The following is a 14009-nucleotide window of genomic DNA, read 5'->3' as shown; positions in this document are numbered from 1 at the left end:
TTTTTATTGTAAAATAACAATTCCGAGCGGAGGCAATGTTATTTCTATGGAATTCTTATATGTATGACTCGCTATTTTTTCTGTTTTGATCTTCGCATTTAACACTCCTGAGCCTCCATATTTTTCAGCATCACTATTAAAAATTTCTTTTAGTTTAGTTGCTTTTGGAACCCCTAATCTATAGTTATCTCTTTGTACTGGAGTGAAATTACAGATTACAAGTAAATCGTTTTTAGCATCATGTCCTTTTCGGATGTATGCCAGTACAGAATTTTCACCATCACCATAATCTATCCATTGGAAACCTTCTGTACTAAATTGCTTTTCATACAATGCCGGATAGTTTTTATAAATGGTATTTAAATCTTTTACAGTTTCTTGTATTCCTGAATGAAAATTATATTGCGTCAAATGCCAATCTAAACTTTTCTGGAAATCCCATTCAGAAGATTGTCCAAACTCTCCTCCCATAAAAATTAGCTTTGCTCCTGGGTGTGTAAACATGTACCCAAATAGCAAACGCAAATTAGCAAAACGCTGCCACTCATCTCCTGGCATTCTATTTAAAAGCGATTGTTTCCCATACACCACTTCATCATGCGAAAAAGGAAGCATAAAATTCTCAGAGAAGGCATACGTCATACTAAACGTAATATCATTCTGATGGTGTTTTCTATAGATAGCTTCTTTTTTAAAATACTCTAAAGTATCATGCATCCAACCCATCATCCATTTCATCCCAAAGCCTAAACCACCTAAATCTACAGGTCGTGACACCCCTGAAAAAGCAGTAGATTCTTCCGCTATGGTCTGTATACCGTCAAAACTTGCATATAATTGCTGATTCATTTCTTTTAAAAATGAAATTGCCTCTAAATTTTCATTATTTCCATAAATATTTGGCTCCCACTCGCCTTCTTCCCTAGAATAATCTAGGTAAATCATTGAAGCAACAGCATCTACCCGTAGGGCATCTACATGAAACTGATCCATCCAGAACATAGCATTGCTAATTAGAAATGCACGAACCTCATTTCTACCATAATTGAAAATTAAACTTTTCCAATCAGGATGATATCCTTTACGTCTATCCGGGTGCTCATATAAATGTGAGCCATCAAAAAATCCTAGTCCATGCGCATCTTCAGGAAAATGTGATGGAACCCAATCTAATATAACCCCAATATCATTCTGATGTAATTTATCTACCAAAACTTTAAACTCTTCTGGGTTTCCAAATCTAGACGTTGGTGCAAAAAAGCCTGTTAATTGGTACCCCCAAGAAGGGTCATACGGGTATTCCATAATCGGCATAAATTCTACATGTGTAAAATTCATTTCTTTTACATACTGCACTAACTCCTCTGCCAATTCTAAATAACTCAAAAACTGATTATCTTCTTTTCGTTTCCAAGACCCCAAATGCACTTCATACACGGAATACGGTTTATCTAAACCATTTTTATCTTTACGGTAACCCATCCACGCCTTGTCTTGCCACGAATAATCACCATCCCAAACAACAGAACCAGTTTTGGGTGGTTTTTCGCAATAGCGCGCAAAAGGATCTGCTTTCTCTGTTCTAATACCTTGGTTATTAGACCTGATACTATACTTATAAAGAGCGCCTTTTTCTATTTCTGGAATAAAACCTTCCCAAATACCACTATCATCCCAACGTACGTTAAGCTCATGCTCTCCTACTTGCCATGAATTAAAATCGCCAATAACACTAACGGAATTTGCTGTGGGAGCCCACACTGAAAAATAGGTGCCTTTAATTCCATTTAAAGTAATAAGGTGTGACCCTAATTTTTCATACAACTGAAAATGTTTACCCGCTTTAAATAGATTTATATCAAATTCTGTAAATAGGCTATGTACTTCTACGTTTGGCATGAGGATATTTTATTTACTGCAATATAATCAAGTTTGAATAATAGTTCGATTAATAAAACGTTACTTTTGAAACAGTTTCCAATTTAATTCTAAGAAATTAAGAATGGAATGCTTTTTGATTCTATCATTAAACGTGAAAAACAATATATAAAACTTAAATAAAATAAAATGAAAAAAGCGATACAATTATTAGGAATGTTTTCAATAGTATTATTTGTTTCTTGCTCAGGGAGTGATGGATTAAATGGAGAAAGAGGATTTGATGGAGCGGATGGAGAGGATGGTATTAACGCAAGAGTTTTTGAAGTCGATAATGTAAATCTTATTTATAATGCAAATAATAATATCTACGACGAAACATTAACTTTCATTGATTACACCTCTTTTGAAGTATTACCTGAAGATGCTATTCTAGTGTATCGTTTCGATTCTAACATTACCTTTAATGATGGAGTAGTACAAGATAATTGGAGCTTAATTCCTCAAAGTTTCTTTTTAGACGGCGGAACAATACAATACACTAATACACACACCGCTAGAGATACTCAAATTTTTCTAGACGGAAATTTTGATTTATCAGGCATAAGCACTGATTTTACAGATAATCAATTATTTAGAATAGTTATACTACCTGGTAATTTTCTAAGTTCTAAACTAGATAAGTCCAACATGTCTGCTGTATTAAATGCTATCAATGTTGAAGAAGAAAGTATTGCTCGTATTTCTATGAAATAATAACCTAAACATAAAGACAAAAGCTCCATTAGAAAGATTTCTAATGGAGCTTTTTATTTACAGGCACCTGTACATTTATCAAAATTTTAACGACCAATTAATTCTGAGCTACGTAAATTACAGTGAAAAGAAAATTTAAATTTAAAAAAAAAGCTATGATTAAGAATATCCTATTAGGTGTATTATTTGTTGTGACTGGATGCAACGGTGTATCTCAAGAGAAGAAAGTTGCGATGGACGATAACACCAAACAAGAAGAAAATTTTGAAGTCAGTCTTTCAAAAGATGAATGGCGTAAAAAATTAACAGCTACAGCATATTACGTTCTCCGAGAAGAAGGTACAGAACGTGCATTTTCTAGCAATCTTTTAAAAATAAAAGAAGCAGGAGTATACTCTTGCGCTGGTTGTGGCACTCCTGTTTTTAAGAGCGAAAACAAATTTGACTCAGGCACAGGATGGCCAAGCTTTGATCAAGAAATTAAAGGCAATGTTGCTTTTGATGTAGATTACAAAATTGGTTATGAACGTACTGAAGAACATTGTGCAGTTTGTGGCGGGCATTTAGGGCATGTTTTTAATGATGGCCCTAGTAAAACTACAGGAAAAAGACATTGTATTAATGGAGCTGCGGTACATTTTACTCCTTCAAAATAAGTTGTTTTTTATTTCCAAAAAAAAAAGGAATCTATTAGAATATGAAAAGGCTGTTTTTTAAAAAAACAGCCTTTTTCTATTTGTAACAAATCTCTCCTGTAATTTTTAAAAACTAGCAATCCTTTTGCTTTCGATTTTGTAACTTTGCAACTTCAAATTAAAACATCAAAAAAAATATATACATGAGCAATTTTGATATTATTGTTTTAGGAAGTGGCCCAGGAGGTTATGTAACTGCGATTAGAGCATCTCAGTTAGGATTTAAAGTGGCCATTATAGAGAAAGAATCTCTTGGTGGCGTATGTTTAAACTGGGGTTGTATACCAACTAAAGCATTGATAAAGTCTGCTCAAGTTTTTAATTATTTACTACATGCGGAAGATTACGGCTTAAAAGTAAGTAATGTAGATAAAGATTTTAGTGCGGTTGTAAAAAGAAGCCGTGATGTTGCCGAGGGTATGAGTAAAGGTGTTCAATTTCTTATGAAAAAGAACAAGATTGAAGTTATCAAGGGTTTTGGTACTTTAAAAGCTGGAAAAAAAGTTGCTGTAAAAGATGCCGAAGGCACAGTTACAGAATACAGTGCTACTAATATCATTATAGCAACTGGTGCTCGTAGTAGAGAATTACCTAATTTGCCTCAAGATGGTAAAAAAATAATTGGCTACAGACAAGCAATGACTTTAGAAAGTCAGCCTAAGAAAATGATTGTTGTTGGTAGTGGTGCTATTGGAATTGAGTTCGCTTATTTCTATAATGCAATGGGTACAGAAGTTACTGTTGTAGAATACTTACCAAATGTTGTTCCTGTAGAAGATGAGGATATTTCTAAACAACTAGAACGTAGCTTTAAGAAAGCAGGGGTTAAGATTATGACTTCTTCTGAAGTTACCAAGGTAGATACTTCTGGTGAAGGCGTTAAAGTTACTGTAAAAACAGCAAAAGGTGAAGAGCATTTAGAAGCAGACATTGTACTTTCTGCAGTAGGTATTAAAACTAACATTGAAAATATTGGTTTAGAAGATGTTGGTATAATTACCGATCGTGATAAAATTTTAGTAAACGATTTCTATCAAACAAACATTCCTGGTTATTATGCTATTGGCGATGTTACTCCTGGTCCTGCTCTAGCACACGTTGCTTCTGCAGAAGGAATCCTTTGCGTAGAAAAATTAGCAAACTTACATGTAGAGCCCTTAGATTATGGTAATATTCCTGGCTGTACGTATAGTTCTCCAGAAATTGCTTCTGTTGGTTTAACAGAAAAACAAGCCAGAGAAAAAGGATTAGATATTAAAATAGGAAAATTCCCATTCTCTGCGAGTGGAAAAGCTAAAGCTTCTGGAACTCCTGATGGTTTTGTAAAAGTTATATTTGATGCCAAATATGGCGAATGGTTAGGTTGTCATATGATTGGTGCCGGAGTAACAGATATGATTGCTGAAGCTGTAGTAGCTCGTAAATTAGAAACTACTGGGCATGAAATATTAAAAGCAATACACCCACACCCTACAATGAGCGAAGCTGTTATGGAAGCTGTTGCAGCTGCTTATGATGAAGTAATTCATTTATAACATAATTCTAAAAACAACTAAAATGCTGTGGTAAAACACGGCATTTTTTATACCCTAAAATATACAATTATGCTTAAAATTTTTAGTCTTACCGCAATTTTAGAAGGAATTTCTTATTTGCTATTATTTGGTGTTGGCATGCCCTTAAAATACTTAGCAGGCATTCCTGAACCAAATATTTATATTGGTTATGCTCATGGGTTTTTATTTATTGCCTATTGCGTACTAGCCGTATTATTTTGCTACGAAAGGAAATGGGGACTTAAAAGGTTCTTAATTATATTTATAGCCGCATTCCTTCCCTTTGCGACATTTTATATTGACAAAAAATATTTAAAACCGCTAGAAGCTTAAAAAATCACTTTAAACCTTATAGAGGTCAGTAGCTAACTTCGTATCTTGATACTCAGTAAATATATTAAATTATGGATATTTTCAAGGGTCAAAATCTTCTAGAGTTCTCTGATTGCTTCAAAACGGACAATGATTGCAAAGAATATTTAACAAATATTAAGTCTAAAACCCCTTTTAAATGTTCTAGATGCAATCATATAGCCTGTCAAACACGTGCTGATTTCTCTAGGCAATGTAATATTTGTAGACATACAGAATCCGCAACAGCAGATACTTTATTTCACAAGGTAAAGTTTGGTGTTCGCAAAGCATTTTTTATTTGTTTTGAGATGGCTACAAGCACGAAAAGCTTATCTGCAAGTTATATGGGAGTACGTTACGGAGTAACAGAAAAAACAGCTAGACTTTTTATGCTTAAGGTCAGAGAAGCTATGTCTTCGAGTGGGAATAATCCTATGGACGGAGTTGTTCATGTAGATGAATTTGTTTTAGGGGGCAGAGAAGAAACAAAAGTTGGCAGAAGCTACAATGCTAAGAAAAAGAAGGCGGTTACAGCTGTTCAGCTTACAGAAGATGGAAAGGTAAAAAGAATGTATGCTATGAAAATAGATGATTTTTCAGCACAATCCTTACAATATATTTTTGTCAACCATATCAGCCGAAACGCAAAGATTACTACAGATAAATGGAGAGGCTATAGTCCTATTGCAAAGGCTTACGACATCACACAAATAGAAAGTAATGGAGGGTTAAATTTTAAAGCGCTTCATACAATGATACATCAGGTTAAATCTTGGATAAGAACAACTTATTCTTGGGTTAGTGACAATAATTTAAATAGATATTTCAATGAATTTTGTTTTAGAATAAACAGATCTCAAAGTAAAGCTACAATATTCAATAATCTTATTGTTAAAATGGTCAATAATGATAAAATCAATCAAGCTGAATTAATAAGTAATTAACTACTGACCTCTAAAACCTTATTTTAAAACCCCTGTTATCAGGGGTTTTTTCATTTCATAAATACAACACCTTTGCTTTAATCAATTAAAAAGAGCCTGTATGTATTTTAGCGTAACAGATTATTATGATCCTATTGGAACGAAACAAATACCTAGTAAATGTCCTGGTTGTGGAACCTCTAACTGTCTGGAGCTCCAATTTCATCAAAAAAGAATAGAAACAGCTTTTTCAAAAAAAATAACCTCTAATGTTAGTGGTAAACTTTTCTGCGATAATACACAATCTGAAATTGCTCCTGTAGTTTGGACCGATGAAATTGAGCAGTATTACCTCAATGAAAAAAGCATCTTAAAACTACAGCCTAAAAGATTAAGTTTTACTAAGTGGTTTTATATTCTATTGATGCTACCCCTATCTATAATTTCTGTTGTTATTGGCTATAATGTATTTGGACAAAACGATTATGAATCTGAATCTGAAGCTATTGAACAGGTTAGTGTTGGAGATAAAATTATGGTCCTGTACACCACTACAGATAGCGCTAATGTCATTGATAACGGCAATACATGGTTTCTTGTAAAGAAGATAGATGCTGATTCTATTTGGGTACAACGTCATAAAGTTTTTGCGACAGAAGGAGATGCTAATTTTGATCTAGCAACTTCTAAGTTTACCGAAGAAACTTTAAAAGCTTCCTTAAAACAATTTAAAACTAGAGGTTTATTCGGACATGATTATCCTGCTCAAAAATTCTCTGGGTATATAACAACATTAATAAAATAGCAATAAAAAATAGGTACACAGTAAGCTCCACGAGAAACCCTGACAAACCTTTGCTCTGGGAGTTGTTATTTAGAGGCTATTTATTTATTAGCTACTTGTGAAAATTCTAATAAAGAAATACACCCTCATCCTTTGGTATGACTTATCTGTGATTCTGCTAAAAAAAATTAGGCATAGCGAGCTTGTTCAATTTTATAGGAATTATTTGCTCTATCTCTGAACACAAAAAATCCTATGACAATAGGTCATTAATTAAAAACGCTAGTTACAAAAATAAATTATAAAAAACTCTGTAGTGCTAAATCATAACTCTGCAATCCGAAACCTAAAATAACACCTTTGGCAACAGGAGATATATAAGACACGTGTCTAAACTCCTCGCGTTTGTGCGTATTAGAAATATGAACCTCAATAACAGGGGTCGTTATTGCTTTAATAGCATCGCCTATACCTATAGATGTATGGGTATAAGCTGCAGCGTTTAGTACAATACCATCATAAGAAAAACCTACTTCTTGGATTTTTCCAATAAGCTCTCCCTCTAAATTGGATTGAAAATATTCTAATTCGATATCCTTAAACTTAAACTGCAGTTTTGTAAAATAATCTTCAAAAGTATCTGAACCATATATTTCTGGTTCGCGCTTGCCTAAAAGATTTAAATTTGGACCGTTAAGTATTAGTATTTTCATTCTGCTAAAATATTAAATTAAAAGGCATAAAAAAAGCAGAAGGTACACTTCTGCTTTTTAATATTTTAAAAGAGTAATTAGTCTAAAACATACCTAAACCCTAATCCGAATCTAGCAGCTTCAAAATCACTACCATCTCCGTTAAATCCTAAAGCAGGTCTCCAGTCAAATGTAAGTGCTAAGGGTACGGTATTAAATTTAAAATCTAACCCAACCAAAGGACGTATTAAAAAATTAGAACCACCATCATATAAAGTAACCCCTGGTCCTACTCCCGCATACCATTTTAAACCATCTGTACTCTCTATTGCTCCGTGGTATTCATAAAATGCTTGAATTAATGTAGATCCACTTGCAAATAATACATCAGCTTCAATAGCCGCATCTGGAGCTAGAAAAAATTTAGCGCTTGGCCCCACATAGGTTTGCCCTGAACCAAAATCTATTCCTAAGCCTGCCGCCATTTTATAGTCTGATTGTGCACGTAGTTGCGACAACCCGAACACACATAATACAAATACAAATTTTGTTATTCTTTTCATTATCTATTGTTTTCCATTAAGGAATCAAAGCTATTTTTTTTAGCCAACACTGCAAAATTTATCCTTCAGTTTTATACAAAAAAAAGGGAGCCAATTGGCTCCCTTCTACTTTTTATACTCTTATTTTATCTTAGAAATGTAATGCAAAACCAACGTTGAATTGTAATCTATCTTCATAAAAATCATTCAAAGCAACGTTGTAACGTAAACCTGGCTCAATGCTAACATTCTGACCTAAAAAGATAGCATAACCACCTTGTAAACCAATATAGCTAGGGTTCTCATCAGCATCTTTAATACTTGCACCTGCATAATCAACCTGAACAGGAATCATACTTGAGATATAGTATTTAGCACCAATTTTGTAATTAAATGAACTATAATCTAAAAGGCCAATAGTAGTGTCGGAATAACCTAAACCTACTTTTACTGCTAAATCATCGGCAACAAAATAACCACCTTCAGCACCAATAGACCATGAGGTATCTCCGTCAATTGAATTTAAAGAGAATGACGTATTTGATGCTGCAGCCGCACCAAAACCTGTATTCGCTTCAATCAACCAACTTCCCATGTCCGTTTGACCGCCACTAACTTCATCTTGTGCCTGAACACCAAATCCAAATAAAGCCATAGCAGCAATTAAAAACACTTTTTTCATAATTTTAAGTTTTTGTTTATGTTATATTTAAAAGTGAAAACGATAAGAATTACATTTTATTTTAAAGTATTTTCTATGAAATAGACAAAATATCTAAATTATTTTATCAAATTACACAAAATCAAGTAATTAGACCTCGAAAAAAAGTTTGTTTTTAATGTTAATTTTCAGGTACATTTAACGTATGAAATGGAACATTGCATTGAATGATTATCAAAACTATTTAAAAATAGAGCGCGGTCTTTCTGAAAATTCTATTAGTAGCTATTCTTTAGATATACAAAAGCTACTTTTATTTTTAGAAACGAATAAGATAGTCACTTCTCCTATTCAAATAGACAAGCATATTGTTCAACAATTTATTTATGAAATTTCTAAAGATGTAAATCCACGTTCTCAAGCTCGGATCATTTCGGGCTTAAAAAGTTTTTTTAATTACTTAGTTTTTGAGGACTATAGAATTGACAACCCCTTAGAATTAATAGAGTCTCCTAAAACTGGTAGAAAATTACCAGATACGCTTTCTGAAGATGAAATTAATGATTTGATCGCTGCTATAAATTTGTCTACTCCAGAAGGAGAACGAAACAGAGCTATTTTAGAAACCTTATATGGTTGTGGTGTTAGGGTATCTGAACTTATCAACCTTAAAATTTCTGATTTGTTTTTTGAAGAAGACTTCATTAAAGTTACTGGTAAGGGAGATAAACAGCGTTTTGTTCCTATTAGCGACATCAACAAAAAATACATCAACCTATATAAGAATGAAATAAGAGTGCATCTAAATATTCAAAAAGGCTTTGAAGATATCCTGTTTCTTAATAGAAGAGGAAGACAATTGACTAGAGCCATGATTTTTACGATAATAAAGCAATTAGCTATAAAAATCGATTTAAAAAAAACCATAAGTCCGCATACTTTTAGACATTCATTTGCTACACATTTATTAGAAAATGGAGCAGACCTAAGAGCTATTCAACAAATGTTAGGACACGAAAGTATTACGACTACAGAAGTATACATGCATGTAGATCGTTCTCATTTGGCTCAAGTTCTTAATGAGTTTCATCCAAGAAAGTAATCATTTAAAACTTAAATTTAGCTCCTAATCTTATTAGACTTTTGCTATAATTGTTATTTAAATTTTGTTTCCCTATTATAGTTTCGTTGACGAGTTCAATTAAAAAATCTTCCTGAACTTTATACCCAATACCATTGATTGCTTTAAAATTTTCAGTGCTATTTGCTCCATCTATAACAATTCGTTCCATATTCATCTCTAGCCCTGAAAAGATATAAAACCTATCTGAAATTGATTTTCGAAACAATAACTGTGTTTTAAAAATATCTCCCATGGAGTTTGTATCATAATAACCTCTCAACAATAATGCATTTTTTTCATTAATCTTCCAATCCACAGTAAAAGTAGAGTGCTGTTCATCATTATAATAATTGGAATATCCTGTAGATGAAACAGATAAACCAATCAAACTACTAGGAATACCATACTCATTTATCTCTTGGCTAAAAACAATAGTAGTACCCATTACGAAAGAAAGCAGCAATATATTTTTAACCATTGTAGTAGTTTTTAGAAAACAATAGATGAGAAAAATAACTAAAAACTACTACTAATCATACAAGCACAGAGATTATTATCTTAATATTAACATAGCGTATCGAAAACAAACAGCTAATTTTAATCTTTAAACATGGTATAATCTCTCTTGTACGGTCTAATAATTAAACGTGCTTCGCGATCAAAACGGACATAATTATATACCCAATTGATAAAAACAATCATACGGTTCCTAAACCCTATTAAAAAGAATAGGTGTACAAACATCCAAACAAACCAAGCAAAAATTCCTTGAAATTTATATGCATCTAAATCTACCACTGCTTTATTCCTACCAATAGTAGCCATGCTCCCTTTATCATTATAAATAAAGGGTTTTAGGGGTTTATTCCCTAACAGATATGTTAAGTTTTTACCTAAGTTTTTACCTTGTTGCATTGCGGGTTGCGCCATCATAGGGTGTCCACTAGGGTAATCCGGGAGTTCCATTCCTGCAACATCGCCTACAGCAAAAATATTCTCATGACCAATCACTTGATTAAATTCATTTACTTTAATACGATTACCACGCATTAATAATTCTTCTGCATCTAAACCTTTTATTGCTGCACCTTTTACTCCTGCAGCCCAAACAAGTGTTGCTGCTTCAAAAGATAAATCCGTTTGAGTGGTCACTAACTTTCCATCGTAACTTTTTACGCGCGTATTTTTCCATACTTGCACCCCTAATTCTTCTAAAAAATCTTCTGCCTTTTTAGAAGCCTTTTCACTCATTTCCTTTAAAATTCGATCGCCAGATTGCACTAAGTTTATCTGTACTCTTCTGGTATCTAAATCTGGATAATCTTTTGGCAAAATGCCTTTTTTAATTTCTGCTAGAGCTCCTGCTAACTCTACACCTGTTGGACCGCCTCCAACAATGACAAAATTCATGAGCGCATCTCTTAAATGGAGGTCATCTGTAAGCAAGGCTTGTTCAAAGTTTTCAAGAATTAAACTCCTTAAGTTCAAGGATTCTGGAATAGACTTCATGACCATTCCGTTTTTTTCAATCTCTTTATTACCAAAAAAATTAGTTTCAGACCCTGTTGCCATCACCAAATAATCATAATTAATAGCTCCAATATTAGTTATTAATTCATTTTTACTTGGATTTACTTCTTCTACATTTGCCAAACGAAAGAAAAAATTTGGATAATCTTTTAAGACTTTCCGGATAGGATAAGCTATAGAATCTGGTTCTAAACCGCCAGTAGACACCTGGTATAAAAGCGGTTGAAAGGTGTGGTAATTATTTTTATCTAAAAGTAGCACTTGCACCTCTTTTTTACTTAATTCTTTTGCTAAAGAAATACCTGCAAAACCTCCTCCTATAATTATGATACGGGGGAAACTACTTTTTGGAATGTTCATTGCGCTCATAAAAGTAAAAATAAACAATCGGTGTTAGCTAGCATAAAAGAAAATGCTATTTTTATAGTGATCTATAATAGAAAAATTCTTTTCCCATGATGAAACAATTACTCCCTGTCTTAATAAGTCTTTTTTGTGTGCCTTTTTTAATGGCCCAAGAAACTAAAGAAGATGTTCTGAAAAATTTAGAATCTAAAAATAAAGAATATACCGCTATAGCCCAAAACATATGGGATTATGCTGAGATGGGGTATCAAGAAGAACAAAGTAGTGCGCTTTTACAAAAGACACTCAAGAAGAATGGGTTTACTATAAATGAACCACTATGGACTTAAAGTCCATAGTTTCTGGCTGGTGACTTAAAGTCACCCAAAAGTCATCGTTCCAATATGAAATTTGTGTTTTCTCCATCATCTGGCTTTCTATGATGCTCCAAATACTCATTAACCATTTGATCAGTTATATTACCTGTACTCCAACAACCATAACCTATTCCCCAAAAGTGACGACCCCAATATTTTGACTTTAATGCAGGAAATTCTTGTTGAAGCTTTCGAGAACTTCTACCCTTTAACTTCTTCATCAAATAGCTTAGACTCATTGATGGTCGATATTCAATATGCATGTGAACGTGGTCTTTTGAAACAACTCCCTTCAATATCTGAACATCTTCAGAATCACATATTTGTAATAAGATTGTTCGACAACGAATCTGAATATCGCCTTCCAAAACAGAATAACGATATTTTGTACTCCAAACTAAGTGAGCAGTCAACCTCGAAACGCTATGTCCATTAGTCCTTTGTTCAGCCATAAATCAAAGGTAGGTCTTTTTAGAAGCTAAAGCGAAATGCACTAAAGTGCATAGTTTTAACTATTTTTGAGACCAATAAAGGTGTCGCAGGAATCCCCACAGCTTTTATAGCTGAATATGGTAGTGGTTCTCCTGTAATTGCTATTCTTGGTGAATATGATGCACTACCAGGACTTTCGCAAAAAGCGATATCAAAAAAAGAATCTTTAGGGAAAGTTGCTGGGCATGCTTGCGGACATCATTTATTTGGTACAGCTTCTACTGCTGCTGCTATTTCCGTAAAAGAATGGATGAAGTCTAATGCTATAAAGGGTACTATTCGTTTTTACGGTTGCCCTGCAGAAGAAGGTGGGTCTGGAAAAGTATATATGGTAAGAGAAGGGTTATTTGATGATGTAGATATTGCACTACATTGGCATCCAGGCAGTCTGAATGCAGCAAGCGCTGGTGCAGCATTAGCCAATAAATCTGCGAAATTTAGATTTTATGGTATTTCGGCACATGCGGCAGCATCTCCTGAAAAAGGGCGTTCTGCATTAGATGGCGTAGAAAGTATGAATGCTATGGTAAATATGATGCGAGAACATATTCCTCAGGAAGCTAGAATACATTATGTAATTACAGATGGAGGAAAAGCCCCTAATGTAGTTCCAGATTATGCTGAAGTGTATTATTACGTAAGGCATAACACTAGAGACGTTGTTATTGATCTCTTTGAACGCCTTAAAAATGCCGCAGAAGGAGCTGCATTGGGTACTGGAACCACCATGAAATATGAAATGATAGGTGGTACACACGAATTACTCCCAAATTTAACTATTCAAAAAATCATGTATGAAAATTTGACTAAAGTAGGCGGATTCACATATACTCCTGAAGAACAAAAATTTGCAGATGAAATATCGCTCACGTTAGGATTTGATAAGACTGATATGGATAAAGTAAATACAATTGCACCCTATACCACGGAAGGTAAGGCTTTTGGTTCTACAGATGTAGGCGATGTTAGTTTTACGGTCCCAACTGCAGGTTTAAGTACTGCTACTTGGGTTCCAGGAACAGCCGCTCATAGTTGGCAAGCTGTTGCCGCTGGCGGTACATCTATAGGATATACAGGAATGATGAATGCAGCAAAAACACTAGCATTAACGGCTATAGATGTTTTTAATAATCCAGATTTAATCGTAAAAGCAAAAGCAGAATTAGAGGAAAAAAGAGGCAAAGATTTTATATATCTTCCCCTTTTAGGCGATAGAGAACCTGCTTTAGATTACAGAAACTAATGATTTTCAGGGTATTGAAGATATGGTATAAAAAAACCGATAAATTATTTATCGGTTT

The 14009-nt window shown here is 33.7% G+C and carries 15 protein-coding genes and 1 pseudogene; 9 read left to right on the top strand and 7 right to left on the bottom strand.

Annotation, left to right across the window (positions count from 1 at the left end; all coding sequences use genetic code 11):
• Nucleotides 1-3 precede the first annotated feature (3 nt).
• Nucleotides 4-1899 carry a 1,4-alpha-glucan branching protein GlgB gene (glgB, locus tag CELAL_RS14365; protein ID WP_013551619.1) on the bottom strand — a complete coding sequence of 632 codons (1896 nt, stop codon included), beginning with the start codon at nucleotides 1897-1899 and terminating at the stop codon, nucleotides 4-6.
• A 168-nt stretch (nucleotides 1900-2067) separates the two neighbouring features.
• Between glgB and CELAL_RS14360 the strand changes: the two genes are divergently transcribed.
• The 6 genes from CELAL_RS14360 (at nucleotide 2068) to CELAL_RS14335 (ending at nucleotide 6967) form a co-directional block, all read left to right on the top strand.
• On the top strand, nucleotides 2068-2634 hold the full coding sequence (locus CELAL_RS14360) for a hypothetical protein (protein WP_013551618.1): 567 nt from the start codon (nucleotides 2068-2070) through the stop codon (nucleotides 2632-2634).
• A 155-nt stretch (nucleotides 2635-2789) separates the two neighbouring features.
• Entirely contained in the window at nucleotides 2790-3290 is a 501-nt protein-coding gene (gene msrB / locus CELAL_RS14355) for a peptide-methionine (R)-S-oxide reductase MsrB (RefSeq protein ID WP_013551617.1), read from the top strand.
• Nucleotides 3291-3472: 182 nt separating this feature from the next.
• The gene (lpdA, locus tag CELAL_RS14350; RefSeq protein ID WP_013551616.1) at nucleotides 3473-4864 is read left to right on the top strand and encodes a dihydrolipoyl dehydrogenase; all 1392 of its coding nucleotides are present in this window, start codon (nucleotides 3473-3475) and stop codon (nucleotides 4862-4864) included.
• Nucleotides 4865-4933: 69 nt separating this feature from the next.
• Complete coding sequence (locus tag CELAL_RS14345) at nucleotides 4934-5218, top strand: DUF3817 domain-containing protein (RefSeq protein WP_013551615.1); 285 nt, start codon at nucleotides 4934-4936, stop codon at nucleotides 5216-5218.
• A gap of 71 nt (nucleotides 5219-5289) precedes the next feature.
• Nucleotides 5290-6183, top strand: coding sequence for an IS1595-like element ISCal1 family transposase (locus tag CELAL_RS14340; RefSeq protein WP_013549103.1), 894 nt, complete (start codon nucleotides 5290-5292; stop codon nucleotides 6181-6183).
• 100 nt (nucleotides 6184-6283) lie between these two features.
• Nucleotides 6284-6967: a hypothetical protein gene (locus CELAL_RS14335; protein WP_013551614.1), complete on the top strand. Its 684-nt coding sequence runs from the start codon at nucleotides 6284-6286 to the stop codon at nucleotides 6965-6967.
• A gap of 278 nt (nucleotides 6968-7245) precedes the next feature.
• On the opposite strand, the gene aroQ is transcribed toward CELAL_RS14335, so the two are convergent.
• The 3 genes from aroQ to CELAL_RS14320 form a co-directional block, all read right to left on the bottom strand.
• Nucleotides 7246-7659 carry a type II 3-dehydroquinate dehydratase gene (gene aroQ, locus CELAL_RS14330; RefSeq protein WP_013551613.1) on the bottom strand — a complete coding sequence of 138 codons (414 nt, stop codon included), beginning with the start codon at nucleotides 7657-7659 and terminating at the stop codon, nucleotides 7246-7248.
• Between the two features lie 77 nt (nucleotides 7660-7736).
• Complete coding sequence (locus CELAL_RS14325) at nucleotides 7737-8201, bottom strand: hypothetical protein (protein ID WP_013551612.1); 465 nt, start codon at nucleotides 8199-8201, stop codon at nucleotides 7737-7739.
• A gap of 130 nt (nucleotides 8202-8331) precedes the next feature.
• On the bottom strand, nucleotides 8332-8862 hold the full coding sequence (locus tag CELAL_RS14320; protein WP_013551611.1) for a hypothetical protein: 531 nt from the start codon (nucleotides 8860-8862) through the stop codon (nucleotides 8332-8334).
• Between the two features lie 184 nt (nucleotides 8863-9046).
• Between CELAL_RS14320 and xerD the strand changes: the two genes are divergently transcribed.
• Entirely contained in the window at nucleotides 9047-9943 is an 897-nt protein-coding gene (xerD, locus tag CELAL_RS14315; RefSeq protein WP_013551610.1) for a site-specific tyrosine recombinase XerD, read from the top strand.
• Nucleotides 9944-9947: 4 nt separating this feature from the next.
• Here the strand turns inward: xerD and CELAL_RS14310 are convergent, their stop codons facing one another.
• On the bottom strand, nucleotides 9948-10442 hold the full coding sequence (locus tag CELAL_RS14310; protein ID WP_013551609.1) for a hypothetical protein: 495 nt from the start codon (nucleotides 10440-10442) through the stop codon (nucleotides 9948-9950).
• A 119-nt stretch (nucleotides 10443-10561) separates the two neighbouring features.
• On the bottom strand, nucleotides 10562-11854 hold the full coding sequence (locus CELAL_RS14305) for an NAD(P)/FAD-dependent oxidoreductase (RefSeq protein ID WP_041558177.1): 1293 nt from the start codon (nucleotides 11852-11854) through the stop codon (nucleotides 10562-10564).
• A gap of 95 nt (nucleotides 11855-11949) precedes the next feature.
• Here CELAL_RS14305 and CELAL_RS22395 point away from each other — a divergent pair, with 95 nt between their 5' ends.
• Complete coding sequence (locus CELAL_RS22395) at nucleotides 11950-12189, top strand: hypothetical protein (protein WP_041557744.1); 240 nt, start codon at nucleotides 11950-11952, stop codon at nucleotides 12187-12189.
• 41 nt (nucleotides 12190-12230) lie between these two features.
• Here CELAL_RS22395 and tnpA read toward each other — a convergent pair whose 3' ends face one another.
• Nucleotides 12231-12668, bottom strand: a complete 438-nt coding sequence (gene tnpA, locus CELAL_RS14295) for an IS200/IS605 family transposase (protein ID WP_013549065.1) — start codon at nucleotides 12666-12668, stop codon at nucleotides 12231-12233.
• 65 nt (nucleotides 12669-12733) lie between these two features.
• On the opposite strand from tnpA, the pseudogene CELAL_RS14290 reads away from it, so the two are divergent.
• Nucleotides 12734-13951: pseudogene (locus CELAL_RS14290) on the top strand (amidohydrolase); the annotation flags it as partial.
• Between the last annotated feature and the right edge of the window lie 58 nt (nucleotides 13952-14009).

The sequence above is a fragment of the Cellulophaga algicola DSM 14237 genome, assembly GCF_000186265.1.
In the GTDB taxonomy this organism is placed as follows: domain Bacteria; phylum Bacteroidota; class Bacteroidia; order Flavobacteriales; family Flavobacteriaceae; genus Cellulophaga; species Cellulophaga algicola.
Note: the sequence above shows the minus strand (reverse complement) of the source record. Positions and strands in the feature narration are given on the sequence as shown.

Excerpts from the sequence above, each read along its gene's own strand:
- glgB (WP_013551619.1), bottom strand. The coding sequence starts at position 1,899 with ATGCCAAACGTAGAAGTACATAGCCTATTTACAGAATTTGATATAAAT.
- CELAL_RS14360 (WP_013551618.1), top strand. The coding sequence starts at position 2,068 with ATGAAAAAAGCGATACAATTATTAGGAATGTTTTCAATAGTATTATTT.
- msrB (WP_013551617.1), top strand. The coding sequence starts at position 2,790 with ATGATTAAGAATATCCTATTAGGTGTATTATTTGTTGTGACTGGATGC.
- lpdA (WP_013551616.1), top strand. The coding sequence starts at position 3,473 with ATGAGCAATTTTGATATTATTGTTTTAGGAAGTGGCCCAGGAGGTTAT.
- CELAL_RS14345 (WP_013551615.1), top strand. The coding sequence starts at position 4,934 with ATGCTTAAAATTTTTAGTCTTACCGCAATTTTAGAAGGAATTTCTTAT.
- CELAL_RS14340 (WP_013549103.1), top strand. The coding sequence starts at position 5,290 with ATGGATATTTTCAAGGGTCAAAATCTTCTAGAGTTCTCTGATTGCTTC.
- CELAL_RS14335 (WP_013551614.1), top strand. The coding sequence starts at position 6,284 with ATGTATTTTAGCGTAACAGATTATTATGATCCTATTGGAACGAAACAA.
- aroQ (WP_013551613.1), bottom strand. The coding sequence starts at position 7,659 with ATGAAAATACTAATACTTAACGGTCCAAATTTAAATCTTTTAGGCAAG.
- CELAL_RS14325 (WP_013551612.1), bottom strand. The coding sequence starts at position 8,201 with ATGAAAAGAATAACAAAATTTGTATTTGTATTATGTGTGTTCGGGTTG.
- CELAL_RS14320 (WP_013551611.1), bottom strand. The coding sequence starts at position 8,862 with ATGAAAAAAGTGTTTTTAATTGCTGCTATGGCTTTATTTGGATTTGGT.
- xerD (WP_013551610.1), top strand. The coding sequence starts at position 9,047 with ATGAAATGGAACATTGCATTGAATGATTATCAAAACTATTTAAAAATA.
- CELAL_RS14310 (WP_013551609.1), bottom strand. The coding sequence starts at position 10,442 with ATGGTTAAAAATATATTGCTGCTTTCTTTCGTAATGGGTACTACTATT.
- CELAL_RS14305 (WP_041558177.1), bottom strand. The coding sequence starts at position 11,854 with ATGAACATTCCAAAAAGTAGTTTCCCCCGTATCATAATTATAGGAGGA.
- CELAL_RS22395 (WP_041557744.1), top strand. The coding sequence starts at position 11,950 with ATGATGAAACAATTACTCCCTGTCTTAATAAGTCTTTTTTGTGTGCCT.
- tnpA (WP_013549065.1), bottom strand. The coding sequence starts at position 12,668 with ATGGCTGAACAAAGGACTAATGGACATAGCGTTTCGAGGTTGACTGCT.